Origin of the sequence: Halorubrum sp. CBA1229, from assembly GCF_003721435.2 — an archaeon.
Classification (GTDB): Archaea; Halobacteriota; Halobacteria; order Halobacteriales; family Haloferacaceae; genus Halorubrum.
Map to the genome: position 1 here is coordinate 3,064,698 of NZ_CP054585.1, position 19,129 is coordinate 3,083,826.

The 19,129-nt window shown below is 70.6% G+C and carries 21 protein-coding genes; 12 read left to right on the plus strand and 9 right to left on the minus strand.

Going from position 1 to position 19,129, the window contains the following annotated elements:
* Nucleotides 1–114: 114 nt before the first annotated feature.
* Nucleotides 115–579 (plus strand): MGMT family protein, encoded by a 465-nt coding sequence (locus Hrr1229_RS15405; RefSeq protein WP_123112070.1) that lies wholly within the window; start codon nt 115–117, stop codon nt 577–579.
* Nucleotides 580–635: 56 nt separating this feature from the next.
* Here the strand turns inward: Hrr1229_RS15405 and Hrr1229_RS15410 are convergent, their stop codons facing one another.
* Nucleotides 636–1,112, minus strand: coding sequence for a DUF302 domain-containing protein (locus Hrr1229_RS15410; protein WP_123112069.1), 477 nt, complete (start codon nt 1,110–1,112; stop codon nt 636–638).
* Nucleotides 1,113–1,238: 126 nt separating this feature from the next.
* Between Hrr1229_RS15410 and Hrr1229_RS15415 the strand changes: the two genes are divergently transcribed.
* Nucleotides 1,239–1,667, plus strand: coding sequence for a desampylase (locus Hrr1229_RS15415; protein WP_123112068.1), 429 nt, complete (start codon nt 1,239–1,241; stop codon nt 1,665–1,667).
* A gap of 45 nt (nt 1,668–1,712) precedes the next feature.
* Here the strand turns inward: Hrr1229_RS15415 and Hrr1229_RS15420 are convergent, their stop codons facing one another.
* The 3 genes from Hrr1229_RS15420 to moeB all read right to left on the minus strand — a co-directional run bounded on the left by Hrr1229_RS15420 (nt 1,713) and on the right by moeB (nt 4,911).
* Nucleotides 1,713–2,564 carry a universal stress protein gene (locus tag Hrr1229_RS15420; protein ID WP_123112067.1) on the minus strand — a complete coding sequence of 284 codons (852 nt, stop codon included), beginning with the start codon at nt 2,562–2,564 and terminating at the stop codon, nt 1,713–1,715.
* Nucleotides 2,565–3,989 carry an APC family permease gene (locus Hrr1229_RS15425; RefSeq protein WP_123112066.1) on the minus strand — a complete coding sequence of 475 codons (1,425 nt, stop codon included), beginning with the start codon at nt 3,987–3,989 and terminating at the stop codon, nt 2,565–2,567.
* Between the two features lie 67 nt (nt 3,990–4,056).
* Nucleotides 4,057–4,911 (minus strand): molybdopterin-synthase adenylyltransferase MoeB, encoded by an 855-nt coding sequence (gene moeB / locus Hrr1229_RS15430; RefSeq protein ID WP_123112065.1) that lies wholly within the window; start codon nt 4,909–4,911, stop codon nt 4,057–4,059.
* A 310-nt stretch (nt 4,912–5,221) separates the two neighbouring features.
* Here moeB and Hrr1229_RS15435 point away from each other — a divergent pair, with 310 nt between their 5' ends.
* A complete protein-coding gene (locus tag Hrr1229_RS15435; protein ID WP_123112064.1) occupies nt 5,222–5,485 on the plus strand; it encodes a MoaD/ThiS family protein in 264 nt (87 codons plus the stop codon).
* Between the two features lie 35 nt (nt 5,486–5,520).
* Here the strand turns inward: Hrr1229_RS15435 and Hrr1229_RS15440 are convergent, their stop codons facing one another.
* Nucleotides 5,521–6,540, minus strand: coding sequence for a pyridoxal-phosphate dependent enzyme (locus Hrr1229_RS15440; protein WP_123112063.1), 1,020 nt, complete (start codon nt 6,538–6,540; stop codon nt 5,521–5,523).
* A gap of 150 nt (nt 6,541–6,690) precedes the next feature.
* Between Hrr1229_RS15440 and Hrr1229_RS15445 the strand changes: the two genes are divergently transcribed.
* Entirely contained in the window at nt 6,691–6,990 is a 300-nt protein-coding gene (locus Hrr1229_RS15445) for a sulfurtransferase TusA family protein (RefSeq protein ID WP_123112062.1), read from the plus strand.
* Between the two features lie 2 nt (nt 6,991–6,992).
* Nucleotides 6,993–7,328 carry a rhodanese-like domain-containing protein gene (locus Hrr1229_RS15450; protein WP_123112061.1) on the plus strand — a complete coding sequence of 112 codons (336 nt, stop codon included), beginning with the start codon at nt 6,993–6,995 and terminating at the stop codon, nt 7,326–7,328.
* A 497-nt stretch (nt 7,329–7,825) separates the two neighbouring features.
* Here Hrr1229_RS15450 and Hrr1229_RS15455 read toward each other — a convergent pair whose 3' ends face one another.
* Entirely contained in the window at nt 7,826–9,034 is a 1,209-nt protein-coding gene (locus Hrr1229_RS15455; RefSeq protein ID WP_123112059.1) for a YeeE/YedE family protein, read from the minus strand.
* Nucleotides 9,035–9,189: 155 nt separating this feature from the next.
* On the opposite strand from Hrr1229_RS15455, the gene Hrr1229_RS15460 reads away from it, so the two are divergent.
* The 4 genes from Hrr1229_RS15460 (at nt 9,190) to Hrr1229_RS15475 (ending at nt 13,203) form a co-directional block, all read left to right on the plus strand.
* Nucleotides 9,190–10,566 carry a twin-arginine translocation signal domain-containing protein gene (locus tag Hrr1229_RS15460; protein ID WP_123112058.1) on the plus strand — a complete coding sequence of 459 codons (1,377 nt, stop codon included), beginning with the start codon at nt 9,190–9,192 and terminating at the stop codon, nt 10,564–10,566.
* Nucleotides 10,567–11,658, plus strand: coding sequence for a rhodanese-like domain-containing protein (locus Hrr1229_RS15465; protein ID WP_123112057.1), 1,092 nt, complete (start codon nt 10,567–10,569; stop codon nt 11,656–11,658). It abuts the gene before it with no gap.
* Nucleotides 11,655–12,692, plus strand: coding sequence for a hypothetical protein (locus Hrr1229_RS15470; protein ID WP_123112056.1), 1,038 nt, complete (start codon nt 11,655–11,657; stop codon nt 12,690–12,692). Before Hrr1229_RS15465 ends, Hrr1229_RS15470 begins: the two co-directional genes overlap by 4 nt.
* Nucleotides 12,693–12,819: 127 nt before the next feature.
* Nucleotides 12,820–13,203: a SaoD/DsrE family protein gene (locus Hrr1229_RS15475; protein WP_123112055.1), complete on the plus strand. Its 384-nt coding sequence runs from the start codon at nt 12,820–12,822 to the stop codon at nt 13,201–13,203.
* 31 nt (nt 13,204–13,234) lie between these two features.
* Here Hrr1229_RS15475 and cmk read toward each other — a convergent pair whose 3' ends face one another.
* Entirely contained in the window at nt 13,235–13,849 is a 615-nt protein-coding gene (gene cmk / locus Hrr1229_RS15480; RefSeq protein WP_123112054.1) for a (d)CMP kinase, read from the minus strand.
* Between the two features lie 96 nt (nt 13,850–13,945).
* On the opposite strand from cmk, the gene Hrr1229_RS15485 reads away from it, so the two are divergent.
* Complete coding sequence (locus Hrr1229_RS15485) at nt 13,946–16,753, plus strand: ATP-dependent helicase (protein WP_123112053.1); 2,808 nt, start codon at nt 13,946–13,948, stop codon at nt 16,751–16,753.
* A 42-nt stretch (nt 16,754–16,795) separates the two neighbouring features.
* Here Hrr1229_RS15485 and Hrr1229_RS15490 read toward each other — a convergent pair whose 3' ends face one another.
* On the minus strand, nt 16,796–16,984 hold the full coding sequence (locus Hrr1229_RS15490; RefSeq protein ID WP_123112052.1) for a hypothetical protein: 189 nt from the start codon (nt 16,982–16,984) through the stop codon (nt 16,796–16,798).
* Between the two features lie 52 nt (nt 16,985–17,036).
* Entirely contained in the window at nt 17,037–18,020 is a 984-nt protein-coding gene (locus tag Hrr1229_RS15495) for a formyltransferase family protein (protein WP_123112051.1), read from the minus strand.
* Nucleotides 18,021–18,200: 180 nt separating this feature from the next.
* Between Hrr1229_RS15495 and purS the strand changes: the two genes are divergently transcribed.
* Nucleotides 18,201–18,452, plus strand: a complete 252-nt coding sequence (gene purS, locus Hrr1229_RS15500; RefSeq protein ID WP_123112050.1) for a phosphoribosylformylglycinamidine synthase subunit PurS — start codon at nt 18,201–18,203, stop codon at nt 18,450–18,452.
* Nucleotides 18,449–19,126: a phosphoribosylformylglycinamidine synthase I gene (purQ, locus tag Hrr1229_RS15505; protein WP_123112049.1), complete on the plus strand. Its 678-nt coding sequence runs from the start codon at nt 18,449–18,451 to the stop codon at nt 19,124–19,126. Before purS ends, purQ begins: the two co-directional genes overlap by 4 nt.
* Nucleotides 19,127–19,129: the final 3 nt, after the last annotated feature.

Genomic DNA, 19,129 nt, shown 5'->3' on the forward strand with positions numbered 1-19,129 from the left:
GTTCATAAGGCTTGCGGGCGCGAGCACGTTCGGGGACGCGGCGGGAGGCCGTCGGGCCACGGACGGCCGGCTCCGTCCCCTCGTTTTAATTATTCGGCCCGTCGTATGACGGGTATGAATACGACGGGAACGTCGGGCGTCTTCGCCCGCGAGTTCGAGGTCCTCGACCGCGCGGTGGAGGTCGGCTTCGCCGGCGGGCGGGTCATCTCGGTGTCGTTCCCGGCCGACGTGCCGGCGGACGCGGCGGCGGACCACGAGCTGCTCGACCGGATCGGCGCGTACCTCCGCGGGGAGCGCGACGAATTCGCCGAGGTCCCCGTGGGACTGACGGTGCCGACCGACAGACGGGACGTCCTCGAAGCGCTCCGGACGGTCCCCTACGGCGAGGAGGTGTCCGTGAGCCGCCTCACGCGGCTCGCCGCGCTCGACGCGGACGACCCCGAGGACCTCGAACTGGTGACGAGCGCGCTCGACGAGAACCCGATCCCGATCCTCTTCCCGGACCACCGGGTGCAGGGCGGTCCGTACGCAGCGCCGGGAGACGTGCGGAACGCGCTGCGGCGCGTCGAGGGACTGTAGCTGGGCTGTTCGGACCGCTCGGCGCTCAGAGCGACTCCCGCTGCGACGCCCTCGACTTACTCCGCCGCGCGCTTGCGGCCGTGCTCCTCGATGTTCTCCCAGACGACCGTCATCAGCTCCCCGGTCTTCTCGACGAGGTCGTCGACCGCGCCGTCGCAGCCGGTCGGCGCGCAGCCGAGGTCGCGGATCGCCTTGGTCGCCGACGTGTGGTGGACGTGGACGAGGTCGTCCCCCTCGCGTTCGTACACGATCGTCGTACACGGGAGCATCCCGGCGAGCGTGGGATCGATCTCGATCGCGTCGAACGCGATCTCGGGGTGACACACCACGATGAGGGCGGTCCGCTCGACGTCGTCGTGGCCCAACATCCCCTCGATCATCTGGTCGAGCCGCGTGACCTGCACCGTCTCGAAGTCGGTGAGCTCGTGTTCGATCTGCACGAAGGGGACAGCGTCGTCGAACGGCATGTCGAGGGTCGTGTGGAGCGCCTCGTCTGCCGTCGGCGCCGGCGACCCGCGCTGAGCGTCGCTCATGCGTGCGCCTTCCGCCGCGAATTAAAAACACCCCGTCGGCCCGTCAACGACTGCCGCTACCTCTGACGGAGCGCGGCCCTTGCCGGTCGGGACGGACTTATCGGTCGGACCCGCCTTCCGGTATCCATGATCGAACTCTCGCGGGCGGTTTACGACGACATCGTGTACCACGCGTACGGCGGCGGCGAGGCGGAGATCTGCGGCGTCCTCGCGGGCACCCACGGGACCGACGGGGAGCCGAGCGTCGTCACCGAAGCGTATCAGGCCGAAAACGTCGCCGAAACGCCCCAGATACGCTACCTCATCGACCCCGAGGAGCAGTTCGAACTCATCGAGACGATCGAGGGCGACGGGCTCGACGTGGTCGGCTTCTACCACTCGCACCCGACCGGGCCGACCAACCCGAGCGAGACGGACGCCGCGCGGGCGACCTGGCCCGACCACTCGTACGTGATCTGCGCGCTGGACGGCTACCCGTTCGTCGGCTCGTGGCGCTGGCGGGGCGACGAGGACGGCTTCGAGCAGGAGACCGTCTCGGTGCAGGGCGAGCGATAGAATACTTAAAAAACCGAACGGCTATCGGAAACGCGCCGGTCCGCGCTACTCCTCGTCTCCCTCCGGCGTGGCTTTCGCGCCCTCCGGCATGGCTTCCGCGCCCTCCGCTCCGGACTCCCGACGGTCGCGGACGACGAGAACCGGCCCCACAGAGGCGGCGGCCACCCGCTCGCTCTCGTCGCCGAACACGAACGACCGGAACGAAGGCGCGCGCTCGCCCATCACGACCGCGTCGTGGCCGGGCACCGCGTCGATCAGCGCGTCGAACGGCGAGCCCGCCGCGGCCAACGCCGTGTCGGCGTCGATCCCCGCCTCGCGGAGCCGATCGGCTGCGGTCTCCAGTCGGGCGGCGGCGAGGTCTGCGGCGTCGGAGACGTCGGCGGCAGTGCCGACGTCGTCGCCCTCGCCGGAGGCGGGTCCCTCGGACGCGTCGGCGGCCGCCGCGTCGGCGGGGGCCTGATCCTCGGCCGCGAGGAACAGCGTCACGCCGATATCGCGGCCGCCGACGAGGGCCTCGACGAACGAGAGGACCCGATCGACGTCGACGTCGCCGGAGAGCGACACGAGGACCCGCTCGACGTCGCCGGTCGTCCCGGGGACGGCGAACGCGTCCGCGTCGACCTCGTCGGTCACCCGATCGATCGTCTGCTCGCGGTCGTGCGTGAACACGAGCCGGTGGTCGGCCGCGCCGCCCGCGGCCCGGAAGTCATCGTTGATCGCCTCCAGCGCGGCCGTCGCGCGCTCCTCGAACTGGAGCCGAGCCTGGTCCGGCGGCGTCTGTTCCGGCAGGACGTGATAGCCGAGCACGGTCACGTCGACCGCGCCGAGCAGCGAGATCAGGCCGGACGAGACGCTCTCTCCCTCCAGCACCGCGACGGGTACGAGTACGCGTGTCATTTACAGGGCCCCCTTGAGTGACACGTCTCGGGCGTAGTAGAAATACCATCCGGCCGTCACGGCGATGACGGCGGTCCCGACGAGGATCGAGAGCCGGTCCATGAAGGCGATCAGGCCGAAGCTGGCGAGCGCGCCGACGACGGGGACGACGGGACCGCCCGGCACGACGAAGTCCGGGTCGTACCACTCGGGCCGGTCCCGGCGGATGGCGACGAGCGCGACGCACATCAGCCCGTACATGATGAGGTGCAGGAAAGAGGCGACCTCGGCGAGCAGCTGCACCTGTCCGGTCGCCGCCAGGACGACGACCGGCCCGCCGGCCATGCCGAGCGCCACGTGCGGCGTGCCGTACCGCAGGTTGATCCGGCTCGCCCGGCGCGGGAGGAGCGCGTCCTTCGACACCCCGTAGATCGCCCGCGAGGTGCTGAGGATCGACGCGTTCGCCGACGACATCGTCGCGAGCAGCCCGCCGACGATGATCACGAGCGCCCCGGCGGGACCGAGGAGCACCCGGCCGACCTCGACCATCGCGGTCTCGCCGGCAGAAAGCAGCGCGTCCCGCGTGAAGATGTTGGTCGCGATGAAGATGGTCAGCACGTAGAGGACCGTCACGATGACCACGGATCCCACCATCGCCAGCGGCAGATTCCGTCCGGGGTCCTTCATCTCCCCGGCCACCGTCGCGACCTGCGCGAACCCGAGGTAAGAGGTGAACACGAGCGCGGCGACCGAGAGGATCGGCACGGCCTCCCAGACGTCCGCGGCCTGCCCGGGCGGCGTGTCGACGACGACGAGCCCGAACGCCTCCAACAGGCCGAACCCGAGGAAGACGACCAGCATCGAGAGGAGTAGCGCGACGATGCCGTTCTGGAGCTTCGCGGCGTTCTCGGTGCCGGTGACGTTCAGGACGGTGAACGCGACCCCGGCGACGACGGCGAGGACGGAGACGATCGCTTCCGATCCGGCGCCGACCGTGATCCCGAGCTGCGCGAGCGCATCGAGCGCGTAGTACCCGAGCCCGACGAGGTAGAAGGCGGTCGCGAACACCAGCCCGAGCCACAGCGACAGTCCGATCACCGTGCCCGCGAGCGTCCCGAGCCCCCGAGAGATGAAGTAGTAGCCGCCGCCGCTCCGCGGCATCGCCGTCGCCAGCTCCGAAGTCGGGAGCGCGACGAGGAGGGCGATCACCCCGCCGACCGCGAACGAGGCGGACGCCGCGGTCCCGATCTCCCCGCCGGCGAGGCCGGGGAAGACGAAGATCCCGGCGCCGATCATCGTCCCGATCCCGATCGCGAGACCGCCCGTCAGGCCGATGGTGCGCTCGAGCTCGGCGTCCCCGGCGATCGTCGCCTCGTCGGTCTCGACGACGGTCTCCGCGACCGGCGCGTCGCCGTCGAGGTTCCGACCGCTCGGCTCGTCGGTCATGTGCCGCCGGTACGGACAGCCGTCTGATAAGTGTGTGCTGCGGGGAACGGCGCGCCGTCGCGTCGGGTCAGTCGTCGGCTTCGATCTCGGGCTCGTCGCCGCCGGCGTCGATGGCGCAGGAAGCGCTGTAGTCAACGTCGTGAACCGACTCGATGGCGGGGTCGTCGCCGCACACCGGACAGTCGTCCTGCTTGGGGATGTCGACCTTGTCGAACTCCATCTCGAGCGCGTCGAAGAACAGCATCGAGCCGTCGAGCGACTCGCCCTCGCCGATGATGTGTTTGACCGTCTCGGTCGCCTGCAGGCAGCCGACGGTCCCGGGGAGGACGCCGAGGACGCCGGCGGTCGCGCAGTTCGGGACCATCCCGGCCGGCGGCGCCTCGGGGAACAGACAGCGGTAACACGGCGAGTCGTCGCCGCCCGCGAACGTCGTCACCTGCCCCTCGAACTTGAAGATGGAGCCGTGCGAGAAGGGGATCCCGGCGAGCGTGCAGGCGTCGTTGACCAGGTACCGCGTCGCGAAGTTGTCGGTGCCGTCGACGACGAAGTCGTAGCCGGAGATCAGGTCCTCGATGTTGTCGGCGCGCACGCGCAGCTCGTGTTTCCGGACGTCGATGTCGGGGTTGAGCCCCTCGACGAAGTCGGCGGCGGAGTCGACCTTCTTGCGGCCGACGTCGTCGTTCCCGTGGATCACCTGTCGCTGGAGGTTCGACAGCTCCACCTCGTCGTCGTCGGCGATGCCGAGCGTGCCCACGCCGGCGGCGGCGAGGTACTGGATGATCGGCGCGCCGAGGCCGCCGGCGCCGAGTACGAGCACCTCGGCGTCGAGCAGGGCCTTCTGGCCCTCGGGGCCGACGTCGTCCATGATGATGTGTCTGGAGTAGCGGTCGAGCTGCGTCGGGTCGAGATCGAGGTCGCTCATTCGTCGCCCTTTGTGACTACGAACGCATAAGCCGGCCGCCCACCGGCGCGTACTGCCGCCATCTCGGAGGTGCGTTTCGCCCGCACGACCGGGTAGACGCCGGAAAATGGTGACGATCGGCTCACCGCGACCGCGACGATCACCGTATCGCGACCCCCGCGGTCGGCCCACCGCGGGATCGGTCTCGGCCGCGCGGAGTCGACTCGCCGGTCGCACTCAGGAGCGCGGAGTCGGACCGCCGGCCGTACGAGACCGGGGCCGACGTTGCCGTCGGCGGGCCCCTTTTTGAGCTGGGACGCGAACGCCGGGTATGGCTACGATCAAGCTGCCGGCCGTCCTCGTCGGCGGGTCCGCGACCTCGGAGGTAGAGGTCGAGGGCGACACCGTCCGCGAACTGTTCGACAACCACGCCGACGAGCACGGGTCGGAGCTCCGGGACAGCGTGCTCGAAGACGGCGAGATCAAGGAGTTCATCAACGTCTACGTCGAGGGGACGCCCGTCGACGGCGTCGACGCCGAGGTCCCGGCCGACGCGCAGGTCCGCGTCATTCCGGCCGCGAGCGGCGGCCGATAACCGGTCACGTTTCGTCCGACTCCGCCGGATGCGGTTTATAAGTAGTCTTCCCAGAGCGGGATGTCCGCGTACTTGTCGCCGCGGTCGCACAGCATGAACACGACGACGTCGTCGTCCGCGAGCTCGCCCGCCGCGTCGAGGTTCGCCACCACGGCCGCGCCGCCGCCCGCCGAGGTGCCCACGACGAACTGGTCGTCGACCCGGAGGTGCTCGCGGACCGTCGCCTCGTCGTGCTGGCCGGGGTCGGCGATCGGCACCGGCTCGTCTAGGTAGCGCTCGCGGAGCGCCCGGGCGTGGTCGTACGCATCCGAGGTGGTGACGTACTCCGTCCGGTCGAGCACCGACTCGTCGTACGTCTCGGGGTGGTAGTGGTCGCCCGACTTGAGGTATTTCAGGCCGTCGATGGCGTGGAGCTGCTCGTCGGGCTCGAATCCCACGACCTCCACCGCGCCGTCGCTCAGGTCGGTCAGCCCGCGGCCCGTTCCGGTGATCGTCCCGCCGGTGCCGACGCCCGCGACGAAGTGGGTCACGTCGCCGTCGGTCGCCTCGTAGATCTCCCGGGCGGTCGTCCGCTCGTGGGTGCCGGGGTTGTCCGGGTTCTCGTACTGGTTTGGGCGGAAGTACGCCTCGGGGTCGGCGGCGATGATCTCCTCGCAGCGCTCGATCACGGCGTCGTAGCCGAGATTGGCGTCGACGAAGTGGATTTCCGCGCCCGCGTCCCGGACCGCCTCCACCTTACCGCCCGCGGCGTTGTCGGGCATAACGATCTCGACGTCGTAGCCGCGCGCGGCGGCGAGTCGCGCCACCTCGCTGCCGGTGTTGCCCGAGGTCGGCTCGATGACGGTGACGCCGGGCTCGAGCTCGCCGCGCTCCTCGGTGCCGTCTAACATTCCCTTCGCGATCCGGGACTTGATCGAGCCGCCGCCGTGCGGGGCGTCGCAGAGGTTGAACCACTCCGCCTTCGCGTACACGTCCGTGTCGGCCTCGAGGCCGAGGTCGAGTTCCACGAGGGGCGTCTCGAAGATCGTCGACTCGTCGACGACGTACTCGCTCATGGGTCTCGTAGATCGCTCCCTAATAAGAGTCCGACGGAAACGGCGCTCTCGACGCCTATCGCGGTCATGCGCCGCGATCGCCCGTCAGAGATACGGGAGAAGCCTGCCGGTCACGAAAGGGGTTACGGGGCTGGAGGTCTACACGTGGCCATGAGTCAACCATCGTGGGACGACGTCGTCGAGACGCCCGACGAGCTCGACGACGAGAGCGCCGAGGCGCTCTTGGAGGACGCGACCGAGGTACAGGACATGACCGGCGAGGTCTGCCCGTACCCGCAGGTCGAGGCGAAGAAGGCCATCGCGGGGCTCGCCCCCGGCGACGTGCTCGTCCAGAAGACGGACCACGTCCCGAGCACGGAGAACGTGCCGAAGGCGGTCGGCGACGACGCGACCGCGAAGGTGTGGAAGTCCGGCGACGGCCGCTACCGCATCTTCATGCGGAAGGAGTAACCATGGTCGAGGAACTCACCCCCGAGGAAGTCAACGAGCGCGTCCAGGAGGGCGACGTCCGCGTCATCGACACGCGACCGCCCGAGCAGTTCGAGGAAGGTCACATCCCCGGCGCGATCAACGTGCCGCTGGGCGACCTCCCGTCGATGGTCCCGGACATCGAGTGGGACGACACCGACGTCGTCTGCGCCTGTCCGATCGGCCAGTCGTCGAAGCAGGCCGCGATGCTGATCAGCAGCTACGAGGGCGTCGAGGACGACGTCGTCGTCGCCAGCATGGCCGGCGGCTACGAGGAGTGGGACTTCGAGCTGGAGACCGGCGCGGCGGCAGACGCCTGAGCGGGCAGTCTGGTTTTCCGGGTTCTTTCCGTAGAGTTTCAGATCCGAGTAGCGTCGCGGCTGAGAGACGTTTGCGGCGATTTAGGCCCGATACCCGCGATGGCGCGTGCCGACGAGCGCCCGCAGGGCGCGAGTCGCACGCGCGAGGGAGTCGGCCGACCGGAGCGAAGCGGAGGGAGGCCGACGAGGCTGGGGAGGCGTGAGGTGCTGTGCGGTGCCTTGCGGGGCGGGACTCAAAGGGGCAGCCGCGAGGACGAAGGCGCGTGACGCAAGGACCGCAGGAACGAGTGAAACGAGTGACGAGGACCGCAGCGAGCGCACCGAGTCCTCGCGGCTGGGGCTTTGGAGGTGTGCGCCATCGAGTAGCAGTCACCCGTGTATCGCCGAGCGGCTGGGGTTTTGGAAGTGAACGGCGTCGATTTGTGGGAAGTTATTCCGTTGAAAAAAGGCCTTTCACCGCATCGTTCGACGAACTAGAACCCGACCGATACACCTGATTAAATCGCGCAGCCGACCTCGCGGTACATGTAGTGGGTCATCACGTAGACGCCGAGGATGATCCCCGCGCCGGCGAGGAAGGAGTGCACCGAGAGCAGCGCGACCCCCGAGAAGAGGTTCGCGATGTTGCAGCCGGCGGCGAGCCGCGAGCCGACGCCCATCAGGAGCCCGCCCGCGGCGTAATTCGGGACCCGGTTCAGCTTCGGCTTGCGGATCCGGAAGTCGCCGGAGGCGTACGCGGCGATGAAGGAGCCGACGATGAGCGACGCGATCATCACCATGTCGATGGTCAGCGAGATGTTCCCGTCGCGGAACAGGATCGAGCCCCAGTACTCGACGCTCGCGACGTCGAACCCGGCCCCCGCCAACAGGTAGCCGGCCCAGCGCGCCTCGCTGCCGGTGATCGCCCAGTGACCGTGCACGTAGAACCAGAGGCTCGCGACGAGCGCCATCGCGACGCCCGCGGTCCGCGCGTCCCACGAGTCGCGGAGCCGGACCGTCAACGGCCGGTCGTCGTCGCGGAGCGCGCGGACGTACTCCACGGTGCCGTCGGCGATACCGCGTAGCCCGACCGAGACGGCCGAGAGCGTCCGCGAGGCGCCGAGCGCGGCCTGCGCGCGCGTGTCGGCCCCCACGCCGCTCCCGCCGGAGGGGTCGTCGGGGAGCCGGCTCCGTCCCTTGACGAACGCGTACGCGAGTGTCCCAAGCGCGACGGCGCCGGCCCCGGTGACCGCCGGCGAGAACGGCAGGGAGAGGTACAGCGTCCGCCCCTCGAACGGGTTCAGCGTCTGGAAGTAGTACGTCTCCGCGACGGGGAACGCGAACGCGAAGAGGACGTAGCCGACGAACATGAAGAGGAGGACGAGCCAGAACTGGAGGTACCCCTGCCCGGCGCGATACAGCGTTCCGGAGGCGCACCCGCCCGCGAGCGTCATCCCGAGCCCGAAGACGAAGCCGCCGAACAGCGACCCGAGCCCCCACGCGGGCGTCCAGAAGCCGCGGAAGTAGCCGAACGTCGCCTGCACGCTCCAGAAGACGGTCATCACCGCGATCCCGGCGAGAAGCCCCTTCAGCACCCGGGTGTCTTTGAACGCGACGAAGTCCCGGAAGGCGCTGACGAAGCAGAACCGCGCCTTCTGTAGCAACACCCCGAACGAGAGCCCGACCGCGACGGAGATCCCGACGTAAGCGACGGGCGATAGCATCATTAGCGGTGCGGAGTGTTCCCGCACTTAAAACGTCGCTGAAGACGGTAACGGTACGCGTCAGTCCGAGAAAGGGGCAACAATTACGCCTATGTCACACCCGGGGCAACGAAGCGCGCGTTCGGGAGCCCTTTAGGCGCGAGACGCGTCGTACGGGTATGAGCGACGACTGCGGATGCGGCACGAACGACGCGACGGCGCGCCCCGCTGACGGCGGGACGACGCCGTCATCGACCGGGTCGGAGCCGCGCCCGGCGAAGGGGAGCGAACTGGCGAACGACGACCGCCGCAACCCCTTCGCGGACGGGATCGACCGACGCCGACTGCTACAGGCCTCCGGCGCCGTCGGCGCGACGACGGCGCTGGCCGGCTGTGCGGGCGGCGACGGCGGCGACGGCGACGAGCCCGCGCCGACGATGTTCGTCTTCAACAACGGGGACCGGACGCTGAGCGTCATCGACGCGGAGAGCGACGAGCTGCTCACGACCGCGTTCCTCGGGACGACCGCCTCCTTCCCGGCCAACCAGTACGCCACCGGCATCGACGACGAGCACGACGTGCTCTGGCTGAACGTCTCCGGCGGCGTCCGGGCGTTCGACCAGCGCACCCTCGAAGAGCTCGCCTTCGTCGAGACGGGGTACGGCCCGAACTACCCGAACGTGACGCCCGACGGCGAGCACCTCCTCATCGCCTCCGGCGGGACGACCGGGATGGCCCCCGAGGGCGACGAGGCCCACGCCATCTTCCGCGTCGACGCGAACCGCGACAGCGACACCTTCGGCGAGGTGACCGACGAGATCGAGACCGGCTACGTCGGCCCCTGCGACATGACGCTCGGCCCGAACGGGGACTACGCCTTCGTCGTCGACGTCGCCGACGAGGCGGTCCGCGTGCTGAGCGTCGACCCGTTCGAGACGGTGACGCGGGTCGACGCCGGCGAGCCGGTCACCGAGGGGAACGTCCTCCCGTTCATGTGCACCGCCTCCTTCGACGGGGAGCTCCTCCTCGTCGAGAACGGCGAGGGGACGCTCGGCGGCGACCCCGAGGTGCCCCGCGAGGGCTCCGAGAGCGTCTGGGACATCTCCGACCCCGAGAACCCGGAAGAGATCGCGAAGGTCACCCGCGATGACGGGCTGCCGGGCGCGCCGATCACGAGCGAGGTCGCCCCGGACAACACGGCCGCGTACCTCTTCATCCCCGGCGAGGGCGTCGGCGTGATAGACCTCGAGGCGAACGAGTACGAGACGACGATCGACGTCGGCGGCAGCAGCATCGCCGGCGCGTGGGGACCGAACCGCGAGAAGCTGTACGTCCCCGTGCAGGACGCGAACCAGGTGGCCGTGATCGAACACGAGAGCCGCGAGGTCGTCGCGACCCTCGAGGCGGGCGAGGCGCCCACTGGCGCGGTCGCCGGATCGGTCCGACCCGAGGAGGACGCGGTGTCGAGCATCCAGGCGTCGCTCGCCTCGCTCGGTATCACCTTCGGCGAGATGGAGGCGTCGTGGTGCATGGACGACCACTGCTACTGCGGATAGATGGCCTCCGATAACACGCCGAGCGACCGGGAAGTCGACGATCCCGACAAGTCGGACTCGGCGTCGACCCGGCGCGGGCTCCTGCGGGCCGCGGCGGGCGCGACGGTCGCCGGCGCGGCGAGCACGGCCGGCTGTCTCGGCGTCACGACGCCGGCGGACGTCGCCGCGCGGAACCAGGTCAGCGGGAACGTCGCCCACTTCGTCGGGCCGAGCTGGCTCGCCGACAACCGCGAGGACGTGGTCGTCCTCGACGCGCGCAACGTCGAACGGTTCCGCAAAGAGCGGATCTACGGCGCTCGGCGCGTGCCGTTCGACGCGATCACGAGTCGGCGGTCGACCGACGCGGGCCTGGTCCCGGACGCCGAGGCGATCGCCGACGCGTTCGCCGAGGTCGGCGTGTCGCCCGACGACGACGTCCTCGTCTACGGCGCGAGCGTCGGGTCGCGGGTGACGCGGACCGCGTTCGCGCTCGCGGCGCTGGGTCACGAGGGCGACATCAAAGCCCTCAACGGCGGCCTCTCTGGGTGGAACGGCCGGCTCGGGACGGGCTCGCGCGACCGGGTCCAGGAGGCCGAGTACGAGCCCGACCCCGCCGAGTCGGCGTGGGTCACCCGAGAGTGGCTCGCCGATCGGGTCGGCACGTTCAACGGCGACGGCCCGGGTCTGGTCGACGTCCGCGTGCCCGAGGCGTACGTCGGCGCGCCCGCCTCCGACGCCCTCAACCCCGACAACGACCGCCACGGCCACCTCCCCGGCGCGATCGGCGTCCACTGGGTCGGCAACGTCGCCGGCCGGCGGATGACCGAACCGGGGCGCCTCGTACAGCTGTACGAGAACCAGGCGGAGCTCGATCGCGCGGGCACCGTGGTCGTCTACGGCGACGATAACGTCGACCCCACGTCGACGTGGCTCACGCTGCGGGCGATCGGGTTCGAGGACGTGCGCGTGTACGACGGCGGGTTCGGCGAGTGGGCGAACGTCGAGGACGACCGCGGCCGGTACCCCGTCGAGACCAAGACCAGCGTCGTCGTCGAGACGGAAGGGAGCGTCGGCGGCGACGACGGCGGCGGCGACTTCTCCTGTACGGGATGACGGGCGGCGGAAGGGCCGAGCGCGACGACGTGGGCGACGCCGGTAGCCCGCCCGCCCGCGTCGTCGCGGTCCCCTGCGAGGGCGACGACGCCCTCGCGCTGTTCGCGCTCGCCGACGGCGATCCGCTCGGCGAGGTCCCGGTCGGGAGCCACCCGGTCCACGCGACGACCTTCGGGGGACGGACCTTCGTCGCGACGATGGGCGACCGGGCGGTCACCGCGGTGGACGCGGACGGCGCCGTCTCGCGCATCGAGACGGGCGTGCTGGGCCCCTCGCACTTCGCGGCCGCGAACGGCGAGCTGTTCGTCTCCTGCACCGCCGGCGACGCGCTCGCCGTCGTTGACCCCGAGACGCTGACCCTCGTCGCCCGCGTGGCGGTCGGCGCGGAGCCCCACGAGGTCGCCGTCGCTCCGGACGGTCGGCGGCTCTACGCCGGGAGCCGCCGAGAGGGCGTCGTCGACGTCGTCGATCCCGCGTCTCACGAGCGGATCGGTGCGGTCGACGTCGGCGCCGACGCCCGCGTGCAGGGCGTCGCGATCGGTCCCGAGGGAGCCCGCGGCTACGCCGTCGACCAGGCGGGCGCCCGCGTCGTCGCCTTCGATCCGGGCGGGGTCGACGAGCCGGGCGGCGCCTCCGAGGAGCCGGTTCTCGGCGCGGCCGCGGTCGGCGCGGACCCGTACGACCTCGTCGTCACCGCCGACCGCGTGTTCGTTCCCGGCCGCGAGGACGGCGTCGTCCACGAGTTCGACCGCGACCTCGGGCTCGCGGCGGTCCACGAGGGGTTCGCCCGTCCCGTCGACCTGTTCCGGATCGGCGGCGAACGCTGGGTGCTCGACGCCGGCGACGACCGGCTCCGGTCGCTCGGGGGGTCGGTCGTCGAGACGCCGGCGCCGGGCCTCGTCGCGACCCGCGTCGAAGACCGACTCGTCGTCTCGCACTACGACGACGACCGGATCTCGCTCGTCGACGTCGCCGAGGGGACGGTCTGGACGGCGGAGACGCCGGCGTACCCCTTCGGCTCGGTCGTCGTCTGAGACCGTTCCGGCGCCTCGGCGGGCGCGGGTCCGCGGGCGACGAGGCGGACGGTTCGCCCCCGTCACAGACAGCGGGGAACGCTGCCGGAGCCCTCGGAGCCATCCCCCGCCTCGTCGTCCCCGCGGTATGAAGGTCGCCTACGTCTTCGCGACGGCCGGACAGACCATCGACTACGTGCTCGGGGACATGATCCTCCCGCAGCTCGAGGCCGGGGCCCACGGCGCCGACGTCGTCGGGATGTTCTTCTTCCACGACAACACCTACGCGCTCCGCGAGGACGACCCGCTGGGCCAGCGGCTCGCCGACGTGGCGGCCGAGCGGGAGATCCTCCTCATGCTGTGCGACCAGTGCGCGACCCGCCGGGGGCTCGCCGAGTTCGACCACACCGACGAGCACGGGCGCGACCACTACGAGCCGACGAACACCGTCGAGGGCGCGACGGTGGGCTGCTTCCCCGACCTCTACGCGGCGCTCGGCGAGGTCGGCGTCGACCACGTGATCACGCTGTGAGCGGGAGCTGTCGCGGCCCGAAACGCGCCGCTTAAATCTCGAAGTCGGGCGTGTCGAACGCGCCCTCGTCGTCGTCGACGTCGTACCCCTCGATCGCGGTGAGCGCGACGTCGAGCGTCGTCTCCACGTCCCACCGCCCCGTGTTGATCGCGAGGTCGTAGATCGAGCGGTCGGACAGGTCGATCCCGTAGTACGACTGGTAGCGCTTCTCTTCGATCACTTCCCGGACCTGCATCTCGGAGGTCATCTCCTCGCGGTCGAGCGTCCGGTCGGCGCGCACCTCGTCGGGGGCGTCGAGCCAGATCCGGACGTCGGCGCGGTTCCCGGCGATCCACCCGGCGAGGCGCGACTCCAGGATGAACGCCTTGTTGGCGGCGCCCCACTTCTCGGCGATCCGGCGGAGCCGCCGGTCGAGCGCGCGGTCGATCTCCTCGGACTCGCCGGTCTTCGCGATCAGCTGCGAGAGGCTCATGTCGCGCTCGGCGGCGATCTCGCGGAACAGCTCCCCGCCGGAGACGTAGCCGCAGTCGAGCGCCTCCGCCAGCCCCTCGACCAGCGTCGTCGCCCCGCAGCCCGGCGGACCGGAGACGGTGACGAACAGGTTTCGGTCGATCTCCCGCTCCGTCGCCGGCGAGGTTCCACTCATACGTGCGGCGCCACGGACGGATCGCGGATAAACGGGCCGGTTCACGCACCGCCACCGACACAACCGATATGCCTCCGCGCGCCCACGTACGGGACAGTGACCGGACTCACGGAACGCGGCGCGGAGCTCCCCTCGGCGAGGGCCCTCCTCCGCGAGGCCCTCGCCGAGCACGACGGCCCCTCCGTCGAGTTCGATCCGGAGACCGTGCCGCTCCCGGACGCCCACGTGCTCGACCGGCTCTCGCCGCCGGTCCGTCGCTGGTGGGTCTCGGAGTTCGGCGCGTACGTCGGCGAGAACGGCGGCTTCTTCACCCCGCCGCAGCGCGAGGCGATCCCCCACGTCGACGAGGGAGAGAACTGCCTCGTCGCCGCGCCGACCGGGAGCGGGAAGACGCTCGCCTCCTTCACCGCCGTACTCGACGACCTCTTCGCCCGAGAGCGGGCGGGAGAGCTGGAGAACTCGGTCTACTGCCTCTACGTCTCGCCGCTGAAGTCGCTCGCTAACGACATCGAGCGCAACCTGGAGGCCCCGATCGAGGGGATCGCGGCGGAGGCGGCCGCCGGCGACGAGGGAGACGGCGACCCCGATCCGGGGGTCAGGCAGGCGATCCGCCACGGCGACACGAGCAAAGCCGACCGGCAGGCGATGCTGGAGGAGACGCCGCACGTGCTCAACACCACGCCGGAGACGCTGGCGATCCTGCTCAACTCCCCGAAGTTCAAGGAGAAGCTCCGGACCGTCGAGTACGTCGTCGTCGACGAGATCCACTCGCTGGCGGCGAACAAGCGCGGCACCCACCTCGCCGTCTCGCTGGAGCGGCTGACGGATCTGGCCGACGGCTCCCCGACCCGGATCGGCTGCTCGGCGACGGTCGAGCCGCTCGACGAGGTGGCCGAGTTCCTCGTCGGCCGCGAGCGCGTCGCCGGCGAGGTGGGCGACGAGTCCGGGCTCGACCCCCGACCCTACGAGCTGGTGGACGAGCGCTTCGTCCGGGAGTTCGACCTCGAACTGCGGACGCCGGCGGCCGACCTGATCCACACGCCCCGATCGGCCGTCACCGATCGCTTTTATAACTCTCTCCGCGACCTGATCGAGTCCCACGAGAACACGCTGGTGTTCACCAACTCCCGGTCGGGCGCGGAGCGCACGTTGCAGGAGCTCCGCGAGCGGTTCGGCTACGACGAGTCGGACTCGGGCTGCCACCACGGGAGCCTCGGCGAGGGCCAGCGCACTCGGATCGAGGAGGGGCTGAAAGAGGGCTCGCTCGACGTGGTGACCACCTCGACGAGCTTGGAGCTCGGCATCGACATGCCGCACCTCGACTTGGTGGTGCAGGTCGGCTCGCCGAAGTCGGTCGCGGCGCTGCTCCAGCGCGTCGGGCGCGCCGGCCACAGTCCCGGCGAGACCGTCGAGGGGCGGGTGTTCGCGCTCGACCGCGACGAGCTGGTCGAGTGCGCGGCGATGCTCGCCCGCGCCGAGGACGGGTTCGTCGACCGCGTGTTCCTCCCCGAGGGAGCCTACGACGTGGCCGCCCAGCACGTCTACGGGATGGCGATAAACCGGATCCGACCCGACCGCGAGGTCCGCGAGACGCTCCGGCGCGCACACCCGTATCGCGAGTTCGGCGAGAGGGAGTACGAGCGGCTCATGCGGTACCTCACGGCGGACTACGAGGGGCTCGAAGACCGGAACGTCTACCCGAAGGTGTGGCGCGACGAGAACGACCCGCCGGGCGGGGAGCACCACCACGAGGAGCACCCGGTCGGCGAACTCCTCGTCGGGAAGCGCGGCCGGCTGGCGCGGGTCATTTATATGACCAACGTCGGGACAATCCCGGACTCGTTCAGCTGTCAGGTGCTCACTCGCGACGGCGAGCCGGTCGGGACGCTCGACGAGAGCTACCTCGACACCCTCGACCCCGGCGACGTGTTCGCGCTGGGGGGCGAGCGGTTCGCCTTCCGGTACCGCCGCGGCTCGAAGGTGTACGTCGACCGGACGAGCGAGCGCCCGACCGTCCCCTCGTGGTACTCCGAGCGGCTGCCGCTCTCCTACGACCTCGCGCGGGAGGTGCTGGCGTTCCAGGGCGAGCTGCTCGACCGGCTTTCAGACGGCGGCCCCCCGGCGGTCCGCGCGTGGCTCCGGGAGTTCCCCCTCGACGGGAACGCGGTCCGGGCAATCACGCGGATGTACGACGAGCAGGTCAACTACGCGGGCGCCGAGAGCGTCCCCACGCCCTCCCGGCTCGTCGTGGAGGAGGAGCTCGACCGGGCCGAGTACAAGCGCCGGTTCTACGTCCACTCGAACTACGGTCGGCGGTTCAACGACGGCCTCTCCCGGCTCGTCGCCGCCGCGGTCGCGAACCGCACGGACGCGAACGTCGCCGTCGCGGTCGCGGACCGCGGCTTCTCGCTCGCGCTCCCGCTGAACCGCAAGGTCGACGTCGCCGGGATCCTCCGCGAGCTGGACCCCGACACGGCGCGCGAGGACCTCCGCGAGGCGGTGCAGGGGACCGACCTCCTCCAGCGCTACTTCCGCATCGACGCGGCGCGCTCGCTCCTCATCTTGAAGCGGTACAAGGGGTACGAGAAGACGGCGGCCGAACAGCAGGTGTCGGCCGAGATGCTGCTGTCGTTCGCCGAGGAGCTCGACGAGTTCGCCGTCACCGAGGAGACGTACCGGGAGCTGCTGGAGGACCGCCTCGACCTCGCCGGCATTCGCGAGGTGCTCTCGGGGGTCGCCGACGGCGACGTCGACGTGGTCCACCACACGGTCGACTCACCGACCCCGATATCCTTCGGGCTCGCGACGCTCGTCGACTCCGACACGGTGCTCGCCGACGACGAGTCGGCGGTGCTCCGAGAGTTCCACGCCCGCGTCACGGAGTCGATCGAGGAGGTCGAGTGAGGGCGACGGGAGGGCGACTGAGAGCCGATGCCCCCGCGCCGCTCACGGCCGCGGCGGCTCCGAGGGGATCACGTCCGGGAGCCCGTCGAGGAGCAGGGTGGTGTAGTAGAGGAAGACCACGAGCGCCGCGACGGAGAGCAGCAGGAGGAAGAGTAGGATCATGCGCTCGTCGCTGCGGACGACGGCGCTTCCGTCGGCGACGAACCGCGCGAGGGACCGGTCCGTAGGCATCGACGGTACCCTACGCGCTCGGGCTTTTAAAAAGGTCGCCCGAAAGAGCGACTCAGTCGCTCTCGATCGGCGGCGTCTCCGAGCGCGACAGCGGCTCGCCGTCGACGGGCTCGTCGGGGTTGGCGTCGACGGCCGCGTCGCTCAGGCCGAGCTGCGCGTCGACGTCGGCGTCCTCCCGCACGTGGACCGTGCCGCGGTGGATCGCGATCGCGTCGGCGAGGTGGAGCCGGACGGCGTCGAGCAGCACGTCGGCCTCGAGGGGCTGCCCGCGGCGCTTGATCGCCTCGACGTCGGCGCCCGCGGGCACGTCGAAGGCGCGCTGGGCGATCACGGGCCCCTGGTCGAGGTCGGTCGTGACGTAGTGGGCGGTGACGCCCGCGACGCGGACGCCGGCGTCCTTCGCCTGCCGGTACGCCTCCGCGCCGGGGAACGCCGGCAGCAGCGAGGGGTGGACGTTGATGATCCGGCCCTCGTAGCGGAAGACGACCTCCGGCGAGAGGATCCGCATGTAGCGGGCTAAGGCGATCAGGTCCACGTCGTACTCGGCCAGCAGGTCGAGCAGCCGGCCCTCGTCGGTGTTGCCGTTCCCGTCGCCCACGTCGTAGAAGGGCTTGTCGTAGCGCTCCGCGAGCGACCGGAGGTCGCCCCGGTTGCCGATGACGACCGGGATCTCGGCCTCCTCCCCGTCGTCGGCGAGCTCGTTGTTGGCCTCGGCCTCCAGCAGCGCCTCGGGCGCGTGCGTCTCCTTCGTGACGAGCAGCGCGATCCGGCGCGCGTCGCGGTCGCTCGGGAAGCGCACCTGGATGTCGACGTCGAGCTCCCGGCCGAGCTCGGCGAGCGCGCGCCGGAGCTCGCCTCTGGACGTCTCCATCTCCGAGGCGTCCACGCGGGTCGTCATCCGGAAGACGCCCTCGCGGACCGCCTGGTCGAGGTCCTCGATGTTGATCCCCCGCTCGAACAGCAGGGAGGTGACCCGCGCGATGAGTCCGGTCTTGTCTCCTCCGACCACCGTGATCTCGGTCAGTTCGCGGGTCATGCGACGATCACCTCCGCAGTGTCGAGCGGCTGCATACACCGGGACCAAGTCGCGGAGGGGTTTGCCCCTTTCGTTCCGCGCGGAGCCTGCCGCCCGCCCGATCGACCGGGATATACCCACAAACGTGCATATAAAAGGCGTTCCAAAACGGTTTTTACACACGACTCCGCAGTATCGCTCATGACGGCATACACCGCGACGGTGACGGTCCGGCTGAAGCGGGGCGTCCTCGACCCGGAGGCCGAGACCACCCAGCAGGCGCTCGAACGCCTCGGGTTCGAGCTGTCGGACCTCCGGTCCGCCGACCGCTTCGAGGTGGACCTGGAGGCGGCCGACGCCGACGAGGCCGCCGACCGCGCCGACGAGATGGCCGAGCGGCTCCTCGCGAACCCGACCATCCACGACTACGACGTCGCGGTCGCCGAGCGATGACGGTCGCCGTCGTCCAATTCGGCGGATCGAACTGCGACCGCGACGCGGTCCGCGCGCTGGCGCACCTCGGGGTCGACGCCGAGCGCGTCTGGCACGAGGACGGCCTCCCGGCCGACCCGGACGGGATCGTCCTCCCCGGCGGCTTCTCGTACGGCGACTACCTCCGCGCCGGCGCGATGGCCGCCCGCGCGCCGGTCATGGAGGAGGTCCGCGAGGCCGCGGCCGACGGCGTCCCCGTGATCGGTGTCTGCAACGGCGCGCAGATCGGCGCGGAGTCCGGGCTCACCCCCGGCGCGTTCACCACCAACGCCTCCGCGCGCTTCCAGTGCGAGCCCGTCCACCTGCGCGTCGAGCGCGCGGACACGCCCTGGACCGCCGCCTACGACGAGGGCGACGTGATCGAGGTCCCCATCGCGCACGGCGAGGGCCGCTTCGAGATCGGCGAGGAGGCACACGCCGACCTCGTCGCCGACGACCGCGTGCTCTTCCGCTACTGCGACGCCGACGGGAACGTCACCGACGCCGCCAACCCGAACGGCTCCACCGACAACGTCGCCGGCGTCCTCGGCGAGCGCGAGACGGTCGCCGTGCTCATGCCTCACCCCGAGCGCGCCACCCTCCCGGACCTCGGCCGGAGCACGGACGGGGCGGGCATCCTCCGAGCGTTCGCCTGAACG